Consider the following 21106-nt stretch of genomic DNA (forward strand, 5'->3'; position numbering starts at 1 on the left):
CTGGTGGACCGTGTGCTCTTCCGTGGAAGGCGTCTGCGTTTCCGCTTTGTTGTGTCTTTACTTTATCAGGTGTTCCGCGCCCCGCCAAATCGGCGGTTTGTGGTTCGTGATCGGGGTAAAGCCCGTTCTGCTTCGTTTGCTTTTGTCCGAATGGACTTGGCTTTTGAAGCGACTCCCTGAGTTTACATGGCCCGAGCAGTGCTCGAACCGGGTGTTTCAGAGAGGAGGTTGTGTCGCCGATCGCGGACCGGTGCAGGGCCTGTCCCAAGTGGACGCCCGCCGTGCCGCAGCGACTCTTTCGAGTATAGGGAGGCTGGGGGGAGACGTCAAGCCAGAACCCGGAGCCGTTGCCGTACCGGCGCTCCGGGACCTCGTCGCCCCGTCGCGGGCGGCTTCTGAAGGCCCCTGACGTGTGCGATCCCCACACGGGCTCGCGATGCACGTCGGCAGTTGTGTCAGACAACGATGATCGTGCCCGGCTGATTCCTGGCCGAAACCCTCACCGGGTCGCAAAGTCTCCCGGGCGGGAGCACCGTGGAGACGACCGTGGGCCGGCGCCCGGAGGGGCGCCGGCCCACGACAGCAACCTGCCGTCAGCCGTCGAGGACGACGCCGCCGATGTTGCGCTTGCCCTTGCGCAGCACGACGAAGCGCTCCTGGAGGACGTCCGCGGTGCTGAGCCTGGCCTCCACGTCGGTGACCTTCACGTTGTTCACGTACGCGCCGCCCTCCTGGATGGCGCGGCGTGCTGCGGACTTGCTCGGCGTCAGACCGCTCTGCGCGAACAGGTCGGCGACGAGCAGGTCGTCGACGGGACCGGTGACCTCGGCCTTGGGCACCTCGGCCAGGGCAGCGTCGAGCGTCCGTCCGTCCAGCTCGGACAGGTCCGCGCGCCCGAACAGCGCGAGGCTGGCCTCCTTGACCTTGCGGCACTCCTCCTCGCCGTGCACCAGCGTGGTGAGGCCCTCGGCCAGGGTGCGCTGGGCGGCGCGGGCCTGGGGGCGCTCCTCCGTCTGGCGCTCCAGCTCGGCGATCTCGCTCTCGGAGAGGAAGCTGAAGGTCTTCAGGTAGCGGACCACGTCACGGTCGTCCGCGTTGAACCAGAACTGGTAGAAGGCGTACGGCGAGGTCAGCTCGGGGTCGAGCCAGATCGTGCCGGACTCCGTCTTGCCGAACTTGGTGCCGTCCGCCTTGGTGAGCAGGTTCGTGGTCAGCCCGTGCGCCTGGCCGTGCGGCTCGTTGCCGTCCATCCGACGGACCAGGTCCAGGCCCGCGGTGATGTTGCCCCACTGGTCCGAGCCCCCGGTCTGGAGGGTGCAGCCGTAGCGCCGGTAGAGCTGGACGTAGTCGTAGGACTGGAGCAGCACGTAGCTGAACTCGGTGTAGCTCATGCCCTCGCCGTCGAGCCGGCTCTTCACCGTCTCCCGGGCCAGCATCTGGTTGACGCTGAAGTGCTTGCCCACGTCGCGCAGCAGTTCGATCGCGTTGATCTCGCCGAGCCAGTCACCGTTGTTGGCGAGCACCGCGTCGGTGGCGCCCGCCTGCTCGCCCTCGGGCGTGAAACGCAGGAACGCGGACAGCTGCCCTGCGAGGTTGTCCACCCAGCCCCGGACCGTGTCCACCGAGTTCAGCTGGCGCTCCGCGCTGGGCTTCGGGTCGCCGATGAGTCCGGTGCCTCCGCCGACGAGCGCGATCGGACGGTGTCCGGCCTGCTGGAAGCGGGCGAGGGTGAGGATCTGGGTGAGGTGGCCGACGTGCAGGCTGCCCGCCGTCGGGTCGAAGCCGCAATACAGGGTGATCGGACCATCGGCGAGGGCCTTGCGGAGTGCGTCAAGGTCGGTCGTCTGCGCGAGGAGTCCGCGCCACTGGAGTTCGTCGATGATGTCGGTCACTGTGTTGCTCTCTGTTGTTAGGCGGGCCCCAGGGCCCGATCTGCCCTGAAGTCTAGGCGCGATGCCGCGGGGCATCACCCGGTTTTACCTCGCCACCACGCTATCGGCTGCGTCGGCGCCGCCGGTCGCGCGGTCCGCGCCCCGCGCGGACAGGGCGGACAGGGCGGGCTCGCCGCACCTCCCTCCGAGCCCCCTCACGCCCGCGCTCCGCCTGTTGACATCCTTAGCTAATGGAATTAGCTTTTGGGCTATGAGCATGAGCCATACGGAAGGGCACAGCATGCACCGCCTCCAGCGTCCCCCGGGCCGGATCGCCTACGACCTCCACGGAGCCGGGGGGGCCGGGCCCCTCCTGGTCTGCGCACCCGGCATGTTCGACCTCGTCGCGGAGGTCGGATCGCATGCCTAGGGCAGGACTCACCCCCGCGTCGGTCGCCGAGGAGGCGGCGGTGCTCAGTGACGAACAGGGGTTCGCCGGCCTGTCCCTCGCCGCTGTCGCCAAACGGCTCGGGGTCGCGACGCCCAGCCTGTACAAGCACGTCGACGGACTGGCGGGGCTCCGCCGTGAGGTGGCGGTGCTGGGGGCCGCGGGCCTCGGTGTGTGGGTGCAGCGTGCCGCGGTCGGCCGGTCCGGTCCGGAGGCGCTGCGCGCGGCTGCCGACGCCTACCGCGGCTACGCCCACGCCCATCCCGGGCGCTACGCGGCCCTGCAACAGGCGCCCGAGCTGGCCGGCGCCCACGTGGAGCTCTCCCCGGACCCCGTCGCGGTGCTCGCGGCGGTGCTGCGCGGATTCGGGATCGCCGAGGGCCAGACGGTGCACGCGATCCGGGCCCTGCGGAGCGCGCTGCACGGGTTCGTGGACCTGGAGACGAACGGCGGGTTCGGGTTGCCCGAGGACGTCGACGAGAGCTTCGCCCTCCTGGTGGAGGGGTTCGTGCGTGCCTTCGAGCAGTGGCCGGGAGCCGCATCCGGTCCGCGGCCGCAGACGTACGGGAGCACGGCGGACGAGACGACGACAGGACGGCACTGATGTTCGCGGGACACTTCGGGGTGGCGGGAGTCGTCAAGGCCTGGCGGCCGGCTCTGCCCATGGGCGCCCTCCTGGTGGCGACCCAGGTGCCCGACCTCCTGTTCGCGCCGCTCGCCGTGGCGGGGATGGAGGCCGGTGTTCCCGCCGAGGCCGGCCTGACCGGGTACGGGTCGCTGCTCATCTCTGCGCCGTACACGCACTCGCTGGTCGGCAATCTGGTGTTGGCGCTCCTGGTGGGAGGGCTGGTGCACGTGTTCCTCCGGGGTCGCTGGGGCCGGGACGCCGGCCTCGTCCTGGGCGGTGTGGTGCTGAGCCACTGGGTACTGGACCTCCTCGTCCACCGGCCGGACATGCCGTTCCTGCCCGGCGGCGCCGGTGACCTGCCGCTGCTCGGTCTGGGCCTGTGGGAGCTCCCGGCGGCGGCCGCGGTGGTGGAGGGAGCGCTGGTCCTGGCCGGGACCGTCCTGTACGCGTGGCGTACCCTCCGGGACCACCCGAACCGCACCCGGGCGTGGCTCTACAGCACCGGCATCGGCCTCCTCCTGGTGGGGTCGTTCGTGTACGACCTCACCGCCTCCTGATTCCCCCTCTCCACACCGGGTCCGCGGCTCCGCCCCGGTGAGGGATTCCTGACCCCGGGCGGAGTTCCCGCTGGGCGCGGGCATGGGTCAAGCTGGTGGACACGACCGTTTCGCCCCCTGTGTGGTGCCCGACCTGTTGTGGAGTCCCCTGATGCCCAAGAAGTCGTCGAAGATCGGCGGCGGACTGTCCGCCGTGGTCGGTGTGCTCGTCGTCGCCGTGTTCGTCCTGTACCAGCTGGGTGTGATCGACCTGGAGCCCGAGGCCACCGCCGGGCCGCAGGGCGGTGACGCCCCCGCATCGGAGCTGTCCGTGGAGCAGGCCCGTTCCCAGCTGGAGGAACTGCGGATCGAGGAGGAGGACGATCCCCCCGGGTACGACCGGGCGCTGTTCCCCCACTGGGACACCAACGTCCAGGAGAACTGCACGACCCGCCAGGCCGTCCTGGTACGCGACGGTGACGCCGTGGAGACGGACGAGGACTGCAAGCCGGTGTCCGGCTCGTGGTACAGCGCCTACGACGGGGAGACCTTCACCGATGCGCAGGACATCGACATCGACCACATGGTCGCCCTGAAGGAGGGCTGGCGTTCGGGGGCCCACGCGTGGACGACCGAGGAGCGGGGACGGTTCGCCAACGACATGGACTCCACCCAGCTGTGGGCGGTGAGCGCCTCGACCAACCGGTCCAAGAGCGACGCCGACCCCGCAGAGTGGATGCCTCCCCTGGAGTCCTCCCACTGCGACTACGTGGTGTCCTGGATCGAGGTCAAGCACGTGTGGGACCTGACCGTGGACCCGGACGAGGAGTCCGCGCTGCGGGACGTCCTCTCCGGCTGCTGATCCACCGTTCCGGTGAGGGCGCGGGGCCCCGGTCGGCCGGGGCCCCTGCCGGTCAGCCGGAGGCCTCGCTCGGACCGATGCTCCTGGCCGTGGCGAGGAGCTCCTCCTCGCCGACCAGGCCGAAGGAGTCCCTGACCTCCACCGCCACACCCTTGGCCGGGGCCCAGAAGGCCTCGGTCTCGCCGTACAGGGCGGTGTGGCCGTTGTTGTCGAACTCCTCGAGCGCCCAGTCGGGCGAACGCTCGTGGTACTCGGTGAGGAACGCGCGGACGGCGGACAGGTCGGCGAGCGTGGCGCCGCGCATGACCAGGACCTGGAGAACGACCCTGGCCCCTCCCCCCTCCACGGCCCTCTCCCAGACCCGGGTGGAGAAGGACACGTCACCCCACTCGTAGTCGAAGTCCGAGACCGAGGTCCGGTCGTCGATCTGTGCGGGCAGGTGCCCGATGCTGAAACCGTCCAACTCTCCCCCTCGTGGGCTGGTGGCGGCCGAGGCCGCCGTGAGTGCGAGCGCGAGCGCGGTGGCGAGTGCCACCGCGATCCACCGGACAACGGACATGTTCACCTCCGGCGACGGTCGTGGGACCGTCCCGGACCACCGCTGACTTCCATGGTGGGACGCCTCGGAGGCCACCACCAGAGTCTTCTCCGGCCTGTGGACAACCCGGCGGCGACACGCCCGGTGCCGGTGCGGGACCGGGTCGGGGTCCTACCCGCGGGCCCGGTGGACGAACGTGTCCGTGAGGAACTCGGCGATCGCCAGTGACGAGGTCGCCGCGGGCGAGGGCGCGTTGCGCACGCACACGACCCGGCCGTGGGTGTCCACCCGGAAGTCGTCGAGGAGCGAGCCGTCCCGGCCCAGCGCCTGCGCGCGCACCCCGGCCGGCGCCGGGCGGAGGTCCGCCGCGACCAGCTCGGGCAGGAGCTTGCGGGCCTGGGAGGCGAAGGCGGCGCGCGAGGCCGACACGAGGGACTCCCGGGCCCCCACCGCCCAGTGGTGGCGCGCCAGACGCCAGAACCCCGGCCAGGTCAGGGTGCTCGCGAGGTCGCCGGCGCTCAGGTCCCTGGCGCTGTAGCCCTCCAGTGCGGTGGCGAGGATGGCGTTGGGACCCGCCATGACCTCACCGTGGACGTGGCGGGTCAGGTGCACCCCGAGGAAGGGGTACCGCGGGTCGGGGACGGGGTAGAGCAGCCCGTTGACCAGGTGGCTGCGTTCGGGGACGAGTTCGTGGTAGTGGCCCCGGAAGGGCACGACCCGGGGGTCGTCGGCCGCACCCGCCATCCGGGCGAGGCGGGCGCTGTGCAGGCCGCCGCAGACCACGAGCCGGTCGAACCGGTGGATGGCCCGCTCCCCGCGCGGATCCCCGGTGAGGGCGCTGACTCCGTCGTGGTCCTGCCGAAGGTCGATGACGGGGGTGTTCAGCAGGACCCTGCCCCCGGAACGGCGGACGTCGTCGGCGAGCTGTTCGGCGACGGCGACGAAGTCGGTGATGGCCGTACTGGGCGAGTGCAGTGCGGCGATCCCCGCGGCGTGGGGTTCGATCTCGCGCAGCCCCTCGGGGCCGAGCCGCCTGACGCCCGGCACCCCGTTCTCCTCTGCGCGGCGCTCGATGTCGTCCAGGCGTGCCTCGTCCTCGGCGTCCGAGGCCACGAGGACCTTGCCGACCTCCTCGTAGGGCAACGCGTGCTCGGCGCAGTAGTCCTTGAGCAGTCCCACCCCGCGGCGGCAGAGCGTGGCCTTGAGGGAGCCGGGGCGGTAGTAGAGCCCGGCGTGGACGACTCCGCTGTTGTGTCCGGTCTGGTGCGCGGCTACCCGGTCCTCCTTCTCCAGGACGGTGACCCGGGTGCCGGGGCGGTGGAGGGCGAGCCGGCGCGCGAGGGCGAGTCCGACGATTCCCGCTCCGATGATGCCGATGTGTTCGGTGCTGCGCATGGCCGCACGCTAGCAACCCCGGCGCGGTTCCGTGCGGGCGGGGAGGACCGCCCCGGGGAGCCCGTGGTCAGAGCGAGCGCAGGCCGACGAGGACGGCGTGCAGGATGTCGCCGCGGCCGAGAGGGCGGGAGGGGCCGCACCGTTGGAGCGCCCCCTCGGCGACCATGTCGGTGACGATGCCCCTGACCTGCCCGACCGGCAGGCCCACCTCCGCGGCCAGTTCGACGACGGTGCGGGCGTGCAGTGCGTGTTCGAGGATGGTCTCGCGTTCGGGCCGCAGCCATTCGCGCCGACCGGGGGTGCGGGCCGCCACGACCAGGGCGAGCAGGTCGATCCCGCAGGGCGCCGGGTCGTCGGCGGGCCCGTCGAGCGCACGGCCCTCGGGGTCCCCCGCCGCGACCGCGAAGGGGCGCAGGAAGCGCTCCTCCCCGCACCCGCCCGCGCGGTCGGGCCGATCCTGCGTCCGGCCCGGCACCGGACCCGCCTCGTGGGCCCCGTCCGCGGGCCGGTGCGTGGGCGTGCCCTCAGCGCTCACCGTGTCCCCCCGGTGGTGTCGGCGCGGGCGTCCGTGGGGCTCCCTGGCCGGTGGGTCCGCTGCCGCGGCGGAGTCCTGCCCGCTGCGGGAGCGCGGGATGCCGGGGGCCGCCGGGTTCTCCCCCCTGCGCGGTTTCCCCGTGCTCGTGCGTGACGGCGCTCTGCGGGCCGGTCGGGGCGTCCGGGTCGTGCGACGGCGGGGCGCCCTGGGCGGGGGTGGGCCGTGTCGGCAGCACGGGCTTCCGGGGACCGTCGCGGTCGGCGGTGAAACCCCTGCCGTCCGCGTGCAGGCCCCCCTGGGGTCCGGTGGGTCCGGCAGACGGTCCGGGGCTCCCGTGAGCGGGCACGGGAGCGGCTGCCCGGGAGTCCCCCCACCCTCCGGGCAGAGCGGGGTCGCGCGACCCGTCGGAGATGCGGGCGATCGGCGCCGTCTGTGGTCCGCGGGGCCCGTAGGAGGGCTCGGCGCCCCATGCACCGTTCCCGAAGGACGGGACCGCGCTCAGGGGCCCGGTGTGCTCGTACGGCGGTACGACACCCTGGGGACCGGTGGGCCCGGCCGGACGCACGGCACTCTGCGGACCGGTCAGACCCGGGGCCCCCTGTGCGGCCTGCGAGGAGCCCGAGACCGTCACCGGGTTCTCCACCGGCTCCAGCAGAGACTTGGGGATGAGCGTGGTCGCGCGCGTGCCCCCGTAAGGGGAGGGCCTCAACCACACCCGCACCCCGTGCCGCTCGGCGAGGCGGGCGACGACGAAGAGACCCAGGCGCGGGTCGTCCGGGAGCGCCATCACGTCGAACTCGGGAGGCTGGTTGAGGGTCCGCTCGGCCGCCGCGTAGCCGTGGTCGGACATTCCCAGCCCGCGGTCCTCGACCTCGACCACCAGGCCTTCGGCGGACGGAGTGCAGCTCACGTCCACCGGAGTGCCCGCCGGGGAGAACTGGGTGGCGTTCTCGACCAGCTCGGCGAGGAGGTGGACCACGTCGGCGACCACCTGGCCGTGCATCAGCACGCGGGGGGCGGACGTCAGGCGGACGCGCTCGAAGTCCTCGGTCTCGGCGATGGCGGCGCGGAGCACGTCCACGAGCGGGTGCGGCTGCCTCCAGCGCCGCGCCGACTGACCGCCGCCGAGGATGATGAGGTTGTCGGCGTAGCGCCTCGCCTGGGTGGCCATGTGGTCGAGGCGGAACAGCCGGCGGAGGGCGTCGGGGTTCTGCTCGTGGTACTCGATCTCGTCGAGCAGGCGCAGCTGTCGCTGGACGAGGTTCTGGTTGCGGAAGGCGATGCCGAGGAAGGCGCGGTTGGCGCCGCGGCGGATCTCGGCCTGGCGCACCGCTGCCTCCACCGCCGTCAGCTGGGCGCTGTCGAAGGCCTCGGCGACCTGCCCGATCTCGTCGTCACCGCACTCGTCGAGCGGCGGAAGCTCCTCCTGGACGTCGACCTTCCGGCCCCGCTGGGCCCGGTCGACGATGTCGGGCAGGTCCTCGTCGCGCTCCAGGATCTGCCTTCGCAGACGGAGGAGTCGCTCGGTGAGGCGGCGTGAGGACCGGCCCACGACGGCGATCGCCGCCACGCCGCCGACGAGGAGTGTCACGGCCGCCGCCGCCCCCAGCGACACGCGGAGCAGGGCCGCGCTCCACGCCAGGTCGACGGTGCGCTCCGCCTGGGCGAGGGCCAGTGCGTCCAGGTGGGCCACGGCGTCGGGCGATGCCTCGTCCCACTCCCCCGCGTCGACGTCGACGGCGGTGTTCAGCTCGGCGACCGGGACGCCCTCCACCTCGCCGTCGGCGTCCGGCCCGGACTCCGTGATCGGGGGCCGGGTGACCACCTGACGGCTGAGGGCCTCGGTGCGGTCCCACTCCTGCGTGGCGGTCATCTCCTCGTAGCGTTCCCGCACGCTCGGGTGCATGACGGCCGCGGCCGACTCCAGGGTGTCCCGGTAGGAGGCGGTCAGGTACGTGAAGTGCGCCGTCTCCGCGTAGCTCATCTCCCCGCGGGCGATGCTCCCCGCGAGCAGGGCGTCGGCTGTGGCGTTCTCGGCGCCGGCGCCGAGGAGCTCACTGGTGAGGACGGCGTCGGTGAGGTTCTCACCGCCGTCGGTGGTGTGCACCAGGGCGGTGGTCGCGTCGGTGGTGGCGTCGAGCATCTCCCCGTAGCCGAGGAGGGCCTCCTCCCGGCCGGCGGCGTGCTCGTCGATACGCGTGCGGAGCGCGGCCAGGACCTCGGGGCCGTTCGTGAGAGCGGCCGCGCTGCGCTGGACCTCGTCGTCGCGGGTGCCGCTCAGGCGTTCGGCGAGTTCGACGGCCGCCCCGAGCGCGGTGTCGGTGGCCGCCCGCTGCTCGTCGAGGGCCGCACCCGCCTCCGCGTCGGGCCCGCCGCTCTCGAAGCGCCCCTGGTAGACGAGGGAGAGCCTGCGCTCGACGCGCAGCTCGTCGGCGGCGCGTGAGTAGACCGCGGTCCCCTCACGGGCCTGGGTGACCGCGCCCATGAGCTGGACCGCCTGGACCATGCCCACGGCGGCCACGACGAGCCAGAGCGTCAGGAAGCACAGGCTCGGGATGAGCACGATACGGGTCAGCTGCCCTCGGATCGTGGAAGCGTTGTCGCGGTTTCTGCGCATGGCCCCCTCCGGCCTGTGCGGACACCGGGGCCCGGGAGGGCGCCTCGGCTGCTTTTCGCCCTGCCGAGGCTATCGAAGAATCGTTGCCGTATGCTGTCAAATGATCACTAGCAGTTGTCTTTTCTCTCGGGCGAAAACGTCCCGACTGTGCTAGCGGCATCATCCGAGCGCGGCAAACTCGCAGGTGGGGACAGCGAAGGGGCCGCCCGTTGCCACGGACGGCCCCTTCTCGACGTTCTCCGGCGCTCGCCGGCACACGGCGTGTCGCGCTCCTCAGGCCTCCGGTCGGTGCCGGGAACCCACCGGTGCGGGCAGCTCCTCCGCCGTCGGCGGCTGCTCCACGCCCAGGGAGTTGAGGACCTCGGCGTAGCGCAGGGCGGCGATCTTGCCGAGGAGGCTGTCCGCGCCGAGCGGCGCGCCGAGCCGGGCGCCGAGGCGTGCCGCGATCCCCTCCATCTCCTGGACGGACAGCTCCGGCCCCAGGGCGCTGGGCGCGATCACCGGGCGCTGGCAGCCGCCCTGGCGCAGCTGGCCGACGATCTGCTCCACCGAGGCCTCGTTCTCCAGGTCCGCGGGAAGCACCGTCAGACCCAGGCGGGCGGCGAGCAGGACAGCGGTCACCCCCGCGGCGCCGACGGCTCCCTCGCCGCCGACGGCTCCCACCACGACGCCGTCCGCCATGGTGGTGTTGCGGGCGACCACACTGATCAGCCGCATGCGGTCGGCGCGGACGTATCCGGCCTCGGCCAGCCGCAGGTGCAGGACCTCGGCGAGCATGGGGTGCGGGCCGAGCCCTTCCGTGACGCGCACGTCGGCTCCGGCCCGGACCGCCGCGTCCTCGATCGCGGCCGACACCCGCCGGTGCGGGGCGGTCACCAGCGGGACGACGACGCCGCCCAGCGGCCGTTCGTCGGAGGGGCCGAGGTCGGCGAGCGCCTCGGCCAGGGTCTGTTCGTCGCCCTCGACGTGCCCGTAGCGGATGGTCACCTCGGGGCGGTAGGCCCGCACGAGGTCTGCCATCCGGGCACCGATCGACTCGCCGTCGGCGCCCTTGGCCTGTTCGGCCGTGCCCGGGACCGCCATGATGAGCGCGGGAGTGCCGAACCAGTTGTCGAAGGACAGCGGGTTGCGGTGGCGGCCGGAACGCCGCTTGGGCAGTTCGCGTGGGGGAAGTCGGTCAGAGTTTCGCATACCAGGATTCAGATGAGAGGCGGATTGGGGCGCCCAGTCGGACGGGTGGTCACTGACGCGACATTGTAGCGTTCAACACCATATTGACGGGCGTGTCTCCTGAACGTATACCGAGGCCTCCCCCGGTGGGGGGCCGGGGGGAGGCCTCGCCCGGATCAGCCGCTCATCACGGGGCTGCGGCCCTGGATCACGTGGGTGACCAGCTCCACCAGCACCTCCTTGCAGGAATCGCGCTCACGGGCGTCGGCCATGACGATCGGCACGTCGTCGGAGATGTCCAGGGCCTCCCGGACCTCCTCCTGGCGGTAGTCGACGGACGCGTCGAAGCGGTTCACCGCGACCACGAACGGCACACCCCTGCGCTCGAAGAAGTCGACCGCGTGGAAGCAGGTGTGCAGGCGGCGGGTGTCGGCCAGGACGACCGCTCCCAGGGCGCCCTCCGCCAGTTCGTCCCACATGAACCAGAACCGGTTCTGGCCGGGGGCGCCGAACAGGTACAGGACGATGTCGGAGTTGATCGTGATGCGGCCGAAGTCCAGGGCGACCGTCGTCGTGGTCTTCTCCTCCACCCCTCCGAGGTCGTCCACCCCGTAGCTGGCCTCCGTCATCACCTCCTCCGTGCTGAGCGGGGTGATCTCGCTGACGGAGGCGACCAGGGTGGTCTTCCCCGCGCCGAACCCCCCGGCGACGATGATCTTGACGGCCTGCGGGATCGCCTCCGGCGGCCGGTTCTCAGAGTCTGCGGATGCCATCGAGTACCGCCTGAAGTACTTTCTTCTCGGGGAGCCGTGTGACGGGCGCGGACGCACGGGTGCGCACATCGCCGGCGGCGACGAGGTCGCCCAGGAGCACCCGCACCACGGTCAGGGGGATGTCGAGCCTGGCGGAGATCTCCGCCAGCGATATGGGTCTGCGGCACAGCCGCATGATCGCCTGGTACTCGGGCTCCAGGGCCCGCTCCTCCCGGTCACGGGCCGCCACCACGATGGTGATCATGTCCAGCTTCTGGCCCGTGGGCGGGCGGGTGCGGCCCCTGGTCATCGTGTAGGGACGGACCAGGGACCCGGCAGGCGCGTCTCCGACGCCCCCCGAGGGACCCTCCGAGGTCGGGTGGCCCCTCCCCCGGTTCCAGGGCGGCGCCGGGCGCCGGGGGAACGGGCCTGTTCCCGATTTGCCGGGCGCGGGACCGGTCCACCCCGTCCCGCGCTGCTCCTCGGAGGTGTTCACGAACCGGCACCCCCCATGGTCGTGAGCTGTCCCGGCCTGCGCGGCGCCGCGGTGAGGAACTGGCCGACCCGCTTGATCCGCAGGTTCATCTCGTACGCGACCAGCCCCACGTCGGCGTCCTCCGTGGCCAGCACCGCGAGGCAGGCACCCTCCCCCGCGGCGGTGACGAAGAGGTAGGAGTGCTCCATCTCGACCACGGTCTGACGGACGTCGCCGCCGCCGAAGTGCCGTCCCGTGCCCCGAGCGAGGCTCTGGAACGCGGATGCCAGCGCCGACAGATGCTCGGCGTCGTCAGAGGCCAACCTCCTCGAGCGTCCGAGCAGCAGCCCGTCGGCCGACAGCACGATCGCGTGCTCGGCGCCGACGACGCGGACGACCAGGTCGTCCAGGAGCCAGTCCAGGTTGTCCGCGGCGTTGCTCTTGCCCACCATCTCAGTCGCTTTCTCCCGTGTGATCGTCGGCGCTGCCACCGACCTGACCGTCACTGCCGTGTTCGCGCCCGTCGAAATCGACGTCCGCCTCCCGTCCGCGCCGGGTCCCGGCGCTGAAGGCGTCCATCATCCGACGTGCCTGTTCGGGGCTCCTCTGCGTGGGGCCTGGGAAGTCCGGGGAGGCCCGCTCCTGTTCGGCCTCCTGTCTGAGCTGGGGGGCGAGGCTGGCCTGGCGCCTGCGCCTGGGAAGCCCCTCCCTGTCGGGTCCGGCACCGACGCGGGCATCGCGCACCGCTCCCGTGTCCGGGGCGGTGGCGGCCCGCGCGGCCGAAGGGTCGAACGGGTCCTGGCCGGCCTCGGGGGCCTGGACCCGGCGTAGGAGTGTGGAATCCCAGCCTCCGTAGTCGGCGGCGGGGTCGTGGTCGTCCTCCCGGTGCGGGGGAACCGGCCGCAGGACGGGCCTGACCCGCCGGGGGGCGTGCCCGTCGGCGAGCAGGTCCGAGGCGTCGGCCTCCTCCTGGCGGCGCCGTTCCCGGGCGGCCTGGCGGGCGGCGACCGGGGGCCGTTCGGAGGCCGCGGAGGACGAGGCGACCAGGACACCGGGGACGAGCACCACGGCCCTGGTCCCCCCGTAGGGCGAGGGACGCAGCTGGGCCTTGATGTCGTGCTTGACGGCGAGGCGCGCCACGACGAACAGGCCCAGCCGCGAGTCCGCGCCCGGCGCCATGACGTCGAACTCGGGCGCCTCGGCGAGAGTCCTGTTGGACCTGGTCAGGACGTCCTCGGGCATGCCCAGACCCCGGTCCTCGATCTCGATGGCCACGCCCTTGGGCACCGACTCGGTGGCGATGGTGACCTCGGTGTGCGGCGGCGAGTAGGCGGTGGCGTTCTCGACCAGCTCGGCGAGCATGTGGATGACGTCCGCGACGGCCGCGCCCGCGAGTGCCAGGTCCGGCACGGACGTCAGCCTGACCCTGGCGTACTCGTCGGTCTCGGAGATGGCGCCCCGCAGGATGTCGATGAGCGGAACCGGGTGGCGCCAGCGCCGTCCGGGCTGGGCCCCGCCCAGGATGATGAGGTTCTCGGCGTGGCGGCGGCCCCGGGTGGCCAGGTGGTCGAGCTGGAAGAGGCTCTCCAGCAGGTCGGGGTCCTCCTCCTCGCGTTCGACCCGGTCCAGCAGCTGGATCTGCCGTTGCAGCAATGACTGGTGGCGGTGGGCGATGCCGAGGAAGACCCGGTTGACCCCCGCGCGGATGTCGGCCTGCTTGACGGCCGCACCGACGGCGGTGCGCTGCGCGATGTTGAAGGCGTCGGCGACCTGTCCGACCTCGTCGTCCCCGTGGTCCAGCTGCTTCATCTCGGCGTCGAGGTCGACCTGGTCGCCCGCCTCCAGCCGGCGCACGATGCGCGGCAGGTCGCTGCGGGCGGTTCCCAGGGTGTCGGCGCGGAGCTTGGCGAGCCGGTAGGTGAGGCGGCCCGCGGAGCGGGCGGCCACCCCGTAGGCGACGGTGCCCGCGAACAGGGAGGTGATGCCGCCGCCCAGGGCGAGCGTGAGCATCCAGGTGCTGGCGTCCTCGGTGGCCGTGACGACGGACGCGGTCCTGTCCGCGGTGATGACGCCGAGGTCCGCGTTGACCTGGTCCGCGACCTGGCGCCAACCGTCGAGACCGGGCGGGGGCGCCGGGTCGCGGACCACCTCGGCGGTGAGGGGGTCGACGCTGACGGGGGCCTCGTGGCGGGCGATCGTGTCGGCGATGGCGAGGGCGTCCTGCCACGCCCCGCTCCCGGCCAGGGCCGCCAGGGCCGGGGGGTCGCGGTCGTCGGGCGCGGTGCCCGGGTGGACGGTGTCGACGCGGTGGCGGGCGTCGGCGGTGAGCTCGGCGACCCGGGTCTGCTGGTCGCGGTCGAGGTCCCCGCGGGCGATGACGGCGCTGACGACGGCGTCGGCGTGGCTGAAACTCTCCTGGGCCCACATCAGGTCGGTGGCGGCGGAGGCCTCGGAGGAGGCGGGGCCGTTGTCGAGAGCGCGCGCGGTGCCGGCGTAGAGGCGGATGCCCTGCCCGATGGCGGCGGTGTAGGCCGCAGCGGTGCTGTCGGCCCGCCCGGGGGCGGCGAGGTTGTCCGCTCGCATCTCCTGGACGCCCGCCAGGGAGTCGAAGAACTCGGTGTTGAGGGACGCGGTCGCCGGGTCCTCCCGGTCGCCGATGGTCTCGCGCAGGCCCCGGACCTCGTCGAGTGCCTCGTCGGTCCGCTCGGCCTCCTGTTGGAGGGCCGCCCGGGTACGCGCCCCGGGAGCCGCGATGTACTCCGCGCTCAGGCGTCGCTCCTCCTGGAGGAGGCCGAGTGCGGCCGCGAGCTGGATCCCGGCGCGCCCCTCGCCGACGGCTGCGCGCAGGGAGACCGCCTGGGCCAGTGTCGCGGTGCTGAGCACCACGAACAGCACCAGGAAGGTGATGCTGGGGATGAGCACGATCTTGTTGATCTGCGCCCTGATACCGCGGCCGGCGCCTCCCGACTGCCCCATTGTGTTCCTCCCACGGACTGGTCGCGGGCCCCGGTCGGGTGTGGCTGCGCCGTCCCCTGAGGCGCGCCGAAGGGTCGCTGCACCTGGGGGGTCAGTCACGTTGTGCACAGGGGGGGCCACGCATGGTGCCCGCAGACTCAGGACGCTACAGCACCCGGGGGACGGGTGCGGGGGGAATGACGAAATGGATCCCGCAGGCTGGGAGGGAACGCGGAGGCGTGTGTGGGGCGCGGCCGCGCGAACGACCGCGGGCGCGCCCCCCGTGGGGTGCGCGCCCGCGACGGGGCCGGGACCGCTACGCCCGGAAGGCCTTGCGGTGCTCCTCGACGCCGGCGCGGAGCCGCTCCAGCTGCTCGGCCACCCGGACGGGGGCGGTTCCGCCGCGCCCGGAACGGGAGGCGAGCGATCCGTGGACGGTGAGGACCTCGCGCACCGCCGGGGTCAGGTGCCCGGAGATCGCGGCGAAGTCGTCGTCGCCGAGGTCGGGCAGGTCGATGCCGCGCTCCTCGCACACCCGCACGCAGGCGCCCGCGATCTCGTGCGCCTCGCGGAACGGAACCCGCTCGCGCACCAGCCACTCAGCGATGTCGGTGGCCAGGGAGAAGCCCTGCGGCGCCAGCTCCGCCATCCGGTCCGTGTGGAAGGTCAGGGTGGCGACCATGCCCGTCATGGCGGGCAGCAGGAGGTGGAGGGTGTCGACCGCGTCGAACACCGGCTCCTTGTCCTCCTGGAGGTCGCGGTTGTAGGCGAGCGGCAGCCCCTTGAGGGTGGTGAGCAGGCCGGTGAGGTCTCCGACGAGCCGGCCGGCCTTGCCGCGCGCCAGTTCGGCGACGTCGGGGTTCTTCTTCTGCGGCATGATCGACGAGCCGGTGGAGAAGGCGTCGTCGAGCGTGACGAAGGAGAACTCCTTCGTCGCCCACAGGATGATCTCCTCCGAGAGCCGGGACAGGTCGACGCCGATCATCGCGGTGACGAAGGCGAACTCGGCGACGACGTCGCGGGCGGCGGTGCCGTCGATCGAGTTCTCCACCGAGTCGGGGAAGCCCAGCTCGCCCGCGACGGCCCGCGGGTCCAGTCCCAGGGACGAACCCGCGAGCGCACCGGAGCCGTAGGGGGACACCGCGGCGCGGCGGTCCCAGTCGCGCAGCCGCTCGATGTCGCGCAGCAGCGGCCAGGCGTGCGCCATCAGGTGGTGGGCGAGCAGCACCGGCTGGGCGTGCTGGAGGTGGGTGCGGCCGGGCATGGCGGCGCCGGGGTGGGCCCCGGCCTGGTCGGCCAGGGCCTGGACGAGGTCCAGGAGCCGGTCGGCGATCTCCCTGGCCTCCTCGCGCAGGTACATGCGCACGAGGGTGGCGATCTGGTCGTTGCGGGAGCGGCCGGCGCGCAGGCGGCCCCCGAGCTCCGTACCGACCCGCTCGATGAAGCCGCGTTCCAGGGCGGTGTGCACGTCCTCGTCCTCCAGGACGGGGGTGAACGCCCCGGACGCCACGTCGGTCTCCAGCTCGTCGAGGCCCGCGAGCATGCGGTCCAGCTCGTCGGCGCCGAGCAGGCCCGCACGGTGCAGGGCTCGGGCGTGGGCGCGCGAGCCGGCGATGTCGTGGCGGGCGAGTCGCCAGTCGAAGTGGGTGCTCAGCGACAGCCGTGCCAGGGCCTGGTCGGGGCCGCCCTCGAAACGGCCTCCCCACAGGCGCAGCGCCTCGGGCTGGTCGGCCATGGTGGTCTCCTTGACGTGTGTGGGTGGGGGCACGGGGCCGGGACGGCTCCGCACCGCCGGGGTGTCTCCTGCCGCGGCGCACCCGGCGTGCACGCGGGCGCCTCGCCCGCGGCAGCGCGGTCGCGGCTACGGTCTGCGGTCCGCCAGCCTCAGGAGGGCGGCGGCCAGCTCCTCGCCGCCCTGGGGGTCGCGGGAGATCACCATGATGGTGTCGTCTCCCGCGATGGTGCCCAGGATGGCGTGGAAGTCGGTGTGGTCGATGGCCGACGCCAGGTACTGCGCCGCTCCGGGCGGGGTGCGGACGATGACCATGTTGGCGGACGCCTCGGCCGAGACCAGCAGGTCCTCGGCCAGCCGGGTGAGGCGGGCGCCGGAGACCTGTTCGAGGTCGAGGCTGTCGGGCCGGGTGCGCTGGAGGCGTTCGCCGCCCTCGCCCGGCAGCACGTAGGCCAGGTGGCCGGCGGCGGTGCGGAGCTTGACCGCGCCCAGTTCGTCCAGGTCCCTGGACAGGGTGGCCTGGGTGACCTGGACGCCCGCCTCGGCGAGGCGGCGGGCCAGTTCGCCCTGGGACCGGACGTCCTCACGGGTGAGGACGTCGGTGATCCGGGCGTGCCTGGCCGCCTTGGTCATCGGCGCGGTGCCGCCGTTCTCGCCCGTCATCACTGATCGGGGCCGGCTGCGTCACTGGCTTCGAGCAGGAAGGCGAGGAGTGCCTTCTGTGCGTGGCGGCGGTTCTCGGCCTCGTCCCACACGACGCTCCGGGGACCGTCGATGACCTCGGCCGAGATCTCCTTGCCCCGGTAGGCGGGCAGGCAGTGCAGGACGATCGCCTCGGGGTCCGCGGAGGAGAGCAGTGCGGCGTCGACGATGTAGGGGCGGAAGGGCGCCTCGCGGTCGCCCGCCTCGCCCTCCTGGCCCATGGAGACCCAGGTGTCGGTGGCCAGGACGTCGGCGCCGTCCGCGGCCTGTGCCGGGTCGGTGGTGACCGACACCGATCCGCCGGTCCGCTCCGCGATCCGGGCCGCGCGGGCGAGCACCTCGGGGTCGGGGTGGTAGCCCTCGGGCGCGCCCACGCGGACGTGGAGTCCGGCGGTGGCCCCTCCCAGCAGGTAGGAGTGGGACATGTTGTTGGCGCCGTCGCCGAGGTAGGCGAGGGTGAGCCCCGCCAGGCTCCCCTTGTGCTCGCGGATCGTCTGGAGGTCGGCGAGGATCTGGCAGGGGTGGAACTCGTCGGTGAGCGAGTTGACCACCGGGACGGAGATGTGGGCGGCCAGGGTCTCCAGGTCCCTCTGGGCGAAGGTGCGCCACACGACGGCGGCGACCTGGCGCTCCAGGACACGGGCTGTGTCCTCCAGGGGCTCGCCGCGGCCCATCTGGGTGCTGCCGGAGTCCAGGACGAGCGGGCTGCCCCCGAGGTCGGAGACACCGACGCTGAAGGACAGGCGGGTCCGGGTGGACGGCTTGTCGAAGATCAGGGCGACGGTGCGCGGGCCGGCGAGCGGCCGGTGGCCGAAGCGGTCCGCCTTCATGTCGTCGGCGAGGTCGAGGACCCTGGCCTGCTCGTCCGGGGTCAGGTCGTCGTCGCGCAGGAAGTGGCGGGTCACGGCTGCTGCTCCTTCGTCGCCGCGGCCTCCGCCGCGTCCAGGATGGTCGGCAGCGCCTCGATGAACACGCCGATCTGTTCGGGGGTGATGACCAGGGGCGGGGCGATCCGCACCGCGTCGGGGGACACCGCGTTGACGAGGAACCCGCGGACGGCGGCCTGCTCCTGGACGTGGGCGGCGTGCGGGCCGGAGAGTTCCAGCGCCCGCCACAGCCCGGAGCCGCGCTGTCCCGAGAGCAGGGGGTGGTCGATGCCGTCGAGCTGCTCGGCGAGGAGGTCGCCCATGACGGAGGTGTGGGCGAGGAGGCCCTCGTTCTCGATGGTGTCGATCACGGCGAGGGCGGCGGCGCAGGCGACGGGGTTCCCGCCGAAGGTGGAGCCGTGGTCGCCCTTGTGGAAGGCGTCGGCGTACTCGCCGAAGCCGACGCAGGCGCCGATCGGCAGCCCGCCGCCCAGACCCTTGGCGAGGGTGAGCACGTCGGGGCGCACGTCCTCGGCCTGGTGGGCGAACCACTCCCCGGTGCGGCCGATGCCGCTCTGGATCTCGTCGAGGACGAAGGCGGCGCCGGTCTCGTCGCAGATCTCGCGGACCCCCGCGAGGTAGCCCTCGGGTGCGGGGACGACCCCGGCCTCCCCCTGGGTGGGTTCGGTGAACACGGCGACGCAGGACTCGTCGACGGCCTCGCGGAGCGCGTCCAGGTCTCCGTGGGGGACGAAGCGCACGTCCATGCCGAACGGGCCGAAGGGCTCTCGGATGGAGTCCTTGCCGGTGAGGGCGAGGGAGCCGGAGGTGCGTCCGTGGAAACCCGCGGTCGCGGCGACGAAGTAGTGGCGTCCCGGGCCGGCGGCGCGCTTGACCAGCTTGAGGGCCGCCTCGTTGGCCTCGGTGCCGGAGTTGGCGAAGAAGACCTTGGCGTCGCCTCCGAGCAGGCCGACCAGGCGCTCGGCCAGTTCGACCTCGCGCTCGTGGACGAACAGGTTGCTGGTGTGGGCGAGGGTCGCCGCCTGGTGCGCGACCGCCTTGACCATGGCGGGGTGTCCGTGTCCGAGGCTGGAGACGGCGATCCCGGCGATGAGGTCGAGGTACTGGCGCCCGTCGGCGTCGTAGACCTCGCATCCGCGGCCGAGGGTGAGGGCCACGGGCGGAACGCCGTAGTTGGGCATGAGCGAGGCGGCGAAGCGCTCGCGCAGGGTGGAACTGCTGGTCACTGTGCGCCTCCTGCGTTCGTGACGGCGGTGGTGGTGTCGCTGGTGCGCCCGGGGCGCGGGATGTGTCCGTTTCCTGTGACCAGTCCGGCCTCCAGCTGCTGGTCGGCGACCATGGTGCCGACGCCCTGGTCGGTGAAGACCTCCAGGAGCAGGGAGTGGGGGACGCGGCCGTCGATGATGTGGGCCTGGGGGACGCCGCCCTCGACGGCGCGCAGGCACGCCTCCATCTTGGGGAGCATGCCCGAGGACAGGGAGGGCAGGACGGCCTTGAGCTCCTCGACCGTGAGGCGGCTGATCAGCTCCGTGTTGGCCGGGTAGTCGGCGAACAGGCCCTCGACGTCGGTGAGCATGATGAGCTTGCCGGCGTCGAGCGCGACCGCCAGGGCCGACGCCGCGGTGTCCGCGTTGACGTTGTAGACGCCGCCGTCGTCCGCGCGGGCGATGCTGGAGATCACGGGGATGCGGCCGTCGGCGATGAGCGCGGCGACGGCACCGGGGTTGACCTCGGTGACCTCGCCGACCCGGCCGATGTCGACGGTCTCACCGTCCACCTCGACGCTCTTGCGCTCGGCGACGAGGAGGTTGGCGTCCTCGCCCGACATACCCACCGCGAAGGGTCCGTGCTGGTTGACGAGCCCCACGATCTCGCGGTTGACCTGTCCGGTGAGGACCATGCGGACGATGTCCATGGCCTCGTCCGTGGTGACGCGCAGCCCGGCGGTGAAGCGGGACTCGACCCCGGCCAGATCGAGCTGGGCGCTGATCTGGGGGCCGCCGCCGTGGACGACGACGGGGCGCAGGCCCGCGTAGTGCAGGAAGACGATGGACTCTGCGAAGCGGACCCGCAGCTCCTCGCTGATCATGGCGTTGCCGCCGTACTTGACCACGACGGTGCGGCCGTGGAAGCGGGAGAGCCACGGCAGCGCCTCGATGAGGTGGGAGGCCTTGTCGATGGCCTGGGCCTGGTCCGCTGTCGGATGTGCTGAGCGCGCGATCATGTCGGGTTCTCGTCGGTGTCGGGGGTGTCGGCGCTGACCTGTGCGGCCAGCTCTGCGAGCACCTCGGTGAGCAGTGCGGCGAGGGCGTCCTCGTCGGGTGTGGTGCCACTGGCTCCGCTGGCCATGAGCAGCACGGTGTCGTTGGTGGCGGTCAGCGGGCCGAGGGTCTTCCCGACGGCGTCGGCCAGCAGGCGCCCGCACTGCTCCCCGGTGATGTCGGCGTCGGTGGTGAGGACGTACAGCCCGGTGGACAGGGAGGCGTCGGGGCCCTTGGCCATGGCGCCGACGGTGTGGCCGTCGGCGCGCCTGAAGGCGATCTTGACGACGGTGTCGGTGGTGCGGACGGCGTCGGCCGCGTGCAGCCCTCCGCTCCGGCCGGCCTCGGCGACCGCCGCGGTGAGGCCCGCGCGGACGGTGTCCAGGGGGAGGCGGGGCCCGACGGGGCCGGCGGAGCACAGGACGATCTCGGCGGCGGAGTCGTCCAGCAGGCCGGCGGTGTGCTCGGCCTCGGCGTGGGCGTCCTGGAAGCCGAGGGGGCCGGTGCCGGCGTTGGCGCCGCCCGAGTTGAGGGCGGCGGCGCGCACGCGCCCTCCCGAGACGACCTGGCGGGTCCACAGGACGGGCGCTGCTGCGTCCCCGGCGCTGGTGAGGACGGCTCCCGCGGCGCGGGAGGGGCCGTCGTTGATGACGACGGCGACGTCCCGGGCTCCGTCTGCTCTCAGCCCGGAGGCGACTCCGGCGGCGCGGAAGCCGAGGGGTGCGGTGACACTCACGGTGGT

The 21106-nt window shown here is 72.7% G+C and carries 21 protein-coding genes; 5 read left to right on the plus strand and 16 right to left on the minus strand.

Annotated features, from left to right (window positions below):
• On the plus strand, positions 1-180 hold a 180-nt coding region (locus Q8791_RS24585; protein WP_330094170.1), incomplete at its 5' end, for a hypothetical protein.
• Between the two features lie 413 nt (positions 181-593).
• On the opposite strand, the gene tyrS is transcribed toward Q8791_RS24585, so the two are convergent.
• The gene (gene tyrS, locus Q8791_RS24590) at positions 594-1892 is read right to left on the minus strand and encodes a tyrosine--tRNA ligase (RefSeq protein WP_330094171.1); all 1299 of its coding nucleotides are present in this window, start codon (positions 1890-1892) and stop codon (positions 594-596) included.
• A 250-nt stretch (positions 1893-2142) separates the two neighbouring features.
• Here tyrS and Q8791_RS31880 point away from each other — a divergent pair, with 250 nt between their 5' ends.
• The 4 genes from Q8791_RS31880 (at position 2143) to Q8791_RS24610 (ending at position 4345) form a co-directional block, all read left to right on the plus strand.
• Complete coding sequence (locus tag Q8791_RS31880; protein WP_407942047.1) at positions 2143-2301, plus strand: hypothetical protein; 159 nt, start codon at positions 2143-2145, stop codon at positions 2299-2301.
• Positions 2294-2923, plus strand: a complete 630-nt coding sequence (locus tag Q8791_RS24600; RefSeq protein WP_330094172.1) for a TetR/AcrR family transcriptional regulator — start codon at positions 2294-2296, stop codon at positions 2921-2923. The genes Q8791_RS31880 and Q8791_RS24600 overlap by 8 nt, the downstream gene beginning before the upstream one ends.
• The gene (locus Q8791_RS24605) at positions 2923-3504 is read left to right on the plus strand and encodes a permease (RefSeq protein WP_330094173.1); all 582 of its coding nucleotides are present in this window, start codon (positions 2923-2925) and stop codon (positions 3502-3504) included. Before Q8791_RS24600 ends, Q8791_RS24605 begins: the two co-directional genes overlap by 1 nt.
• Before the next feature lie 151 nt (positions 3505-3655).
• On the plus strand, positions 3656-4345 hold the full coding sequence (locus Q8791_RS24610; RefSeq protein WP_330094174.1) for an HNH endonuclease family protein: 690 nt from the start codon (positions 3656-3658) through the stop codon (positions 4343-4345).
• A 52-nt stretch (positions 4346-4397) separates the two neighbouring features.
• On the opposite strand, the gene Q8791_RS24615 is transcribed toward Q8791_RS24610, so the two are convergent.
• The 15 genes from Q8791_RS24615 to Q8791_RS24685 all read right to left on the minus strand — a co-directional run bounded on the left by Q8791_RS24615 (position 4398) and on the right by Q8791_RS24685 (position 21100).
• Positions 4398-4904: a hypothetical protein gene (locus Q8791_RS24615; RefSeq protein ID WP_407942048.1), complete on the minus strand. Its 507-nt coding sequence runs from the start codon at positions 4902-4904 to the stop codon at positions 4398-4400.
• Between the two features lie 150 nt (positions 4905-5054).
• The gene (gene lhgO / locus Q8791_RS24620) at positions 5055-6278 is read right to left on the minus strand and encodes an L-2-hydroxyglutarate oxidase (RefSeq protein ID WP_330094175.1); all 1224 of its coding nucleotides are present in this window, start codon (positions 6276-6278) and stop codon (positions 5055-5057) included.
• A gap of 67 nt (positions 6279-6345) precedes the next feature.
• Entirely contained in the window at positions 6346-6813 is a 468-nt protein-coding gene (locus Q8791_RS24625) for a DUF742 domain-containing protein (protein WP_407942049.1), read from the minus strand.
• On the minus strand, positions 6803-9430 hold the full coding sequence (locus Q8791_RS24630; RefSeq protein WP_330094176.1) for a nitrate- and nitrite sensing domain-containing protein: 2628 nt from the start codon (positions 9428-9430) through the stop codon (positions 6803-6805). Before Q8791_RS24630 ends, Q8791_RS24625 begins: the two co-directional genes overlap by 11 nt.
• 273 nt (positions 9431-9703) lie before the next feature.
• The gene (locus tag Q8791_RS24635; protein ID WP_330094177.1) at positions 9704-10621 is read right to left on the minus strand and encodes a sirohydrochlorin chelatase; all 918 of its coding nucleotides are present in this window, start codon (positions 10619-10621) and stop codon (positions 9704-9706) included.
• Between the two features lie 155 nt (positions 10622-10776).
• Positions 10777-11373, minus strand: coding sequence for a GTP-binding protein (locus Q8791_RS24640; protein WP_330094178.1), 597 nt, complete (start codon positions 11371-11373; stop codon positions 10777-10779).
• Positions 11354-11848, minus strand: coding sequence for a DUF742 domain-containing protein (locus tag Q8791_RS24645; protein ID WP_330094179.1), 495 nt, complete (start codon positions 11846-11848; stop codon positions 11354-11356). Before Q8791_RS24645 ends, Q8791_RS24640 begins: the two co-directional genes overlap by 20 nt.
• Positions 11845-12279: a roadblock/LC7 domain-containing protein gene (locus tag Q8791_RS24650; RefSeq protein ID WP_330094180.1), complete on the minus strand. Its 435-nt coding sequence runs from the start codon at positions 12277-12279 to the stop codon at positions 11845-11847. The genes Q8791_RS24645 and Q8791_RS24650 overlap by 4 nt, the downstream gene beginning before the upstream one ends.
• 1 nt (position 12280) lies before the next feature.
• A complete protein-coding gene (locus Q8791_RS24655) occupies positions 12281-14803 on the minus strand; it encodes a sensor histidine kinase (protein WP_330094181.1) in 2523 nt (840 codons plus the stop codon).
• 295 nt (positions 14804-15098) lie between these two features.
• Entirely contained in the window at positions 15099-16517 is a 1419-nt protein-coding gene (gene argH / locus Q8791_RS24660; RefSeq protein ID WP_330094182.1) for an argininosuccinate lyase, read from the minus strand.
• A 126-nt stretch (positions 16518-16643) separates the two neighbouring features.
• Positions 16644-17177 (minus strand): arginine repressor, encoded by a 534-nt coding sequence (locus Q8791_RS24665; protein WP_330094183.1) that lies wholly within the window; start codon positions 17175-17177, stop codon positions 16644-16646.
• A complete protein-coding gene (gene argF / locus Q8791_RS24670; protein WP_330094184.1) occupies positions 17177-18121 on the minus strand; it encodes an ornithine carbamoyltransferase in 945 nt (314 codons plus the stop codon). Before argF ends, Q8791_RS24665 begins: the two co-directional genes overlap by 1 nt.
• A complete protein-coding gene (locus Q8791_RS24675) occupies positions 18118-19329 on the minus strand; it encodes an acetylornithine transaminase (RefSeq protein WP_330094185.1) in 1212 nt (403 codons plus the stop codon). Before Q8791_RS24675 ends, argF begins: the two co-directional genes overlap by 4 nt.
• Entirely contained in the window at positions 19326-20327 is a 1002-nt protein-coding gene (argB, locus tag Q8791_RS24680) for an acetylglutamate kinase (RefSeq protein ID WP_330094186.1), read from the minus strand. The genes Q8791_RS24675 and argB overlap by 4 nt, the downstream gene beginning before the upstream one ends.
• Positions 20324-21100, minus strand: a complete 777-nt coding sequence (locus tag Q8791_RS24685; protein WP_330094187.1) for a bifunctional ornithine acetyltransferase/N-acetylglutamate synthase — start codon at positions 21098-21100, stop codon at positions 20324-20326. Before Q8791_RS24685 ends, argB begins: the two co-directional genes overlap by 4 nt.
• Positions 21101-21106 lie beyond the last annotated feature (6 nt).

The organism is Nocardiopsis codii (assembly GCF_036327455.1).
GTDB lineage: Bacteria > Actinomycetota > Actinomycetes > Streptosporangiales > Streptosporangiaceae > Nocardiopsis > Nocardiopsis codii.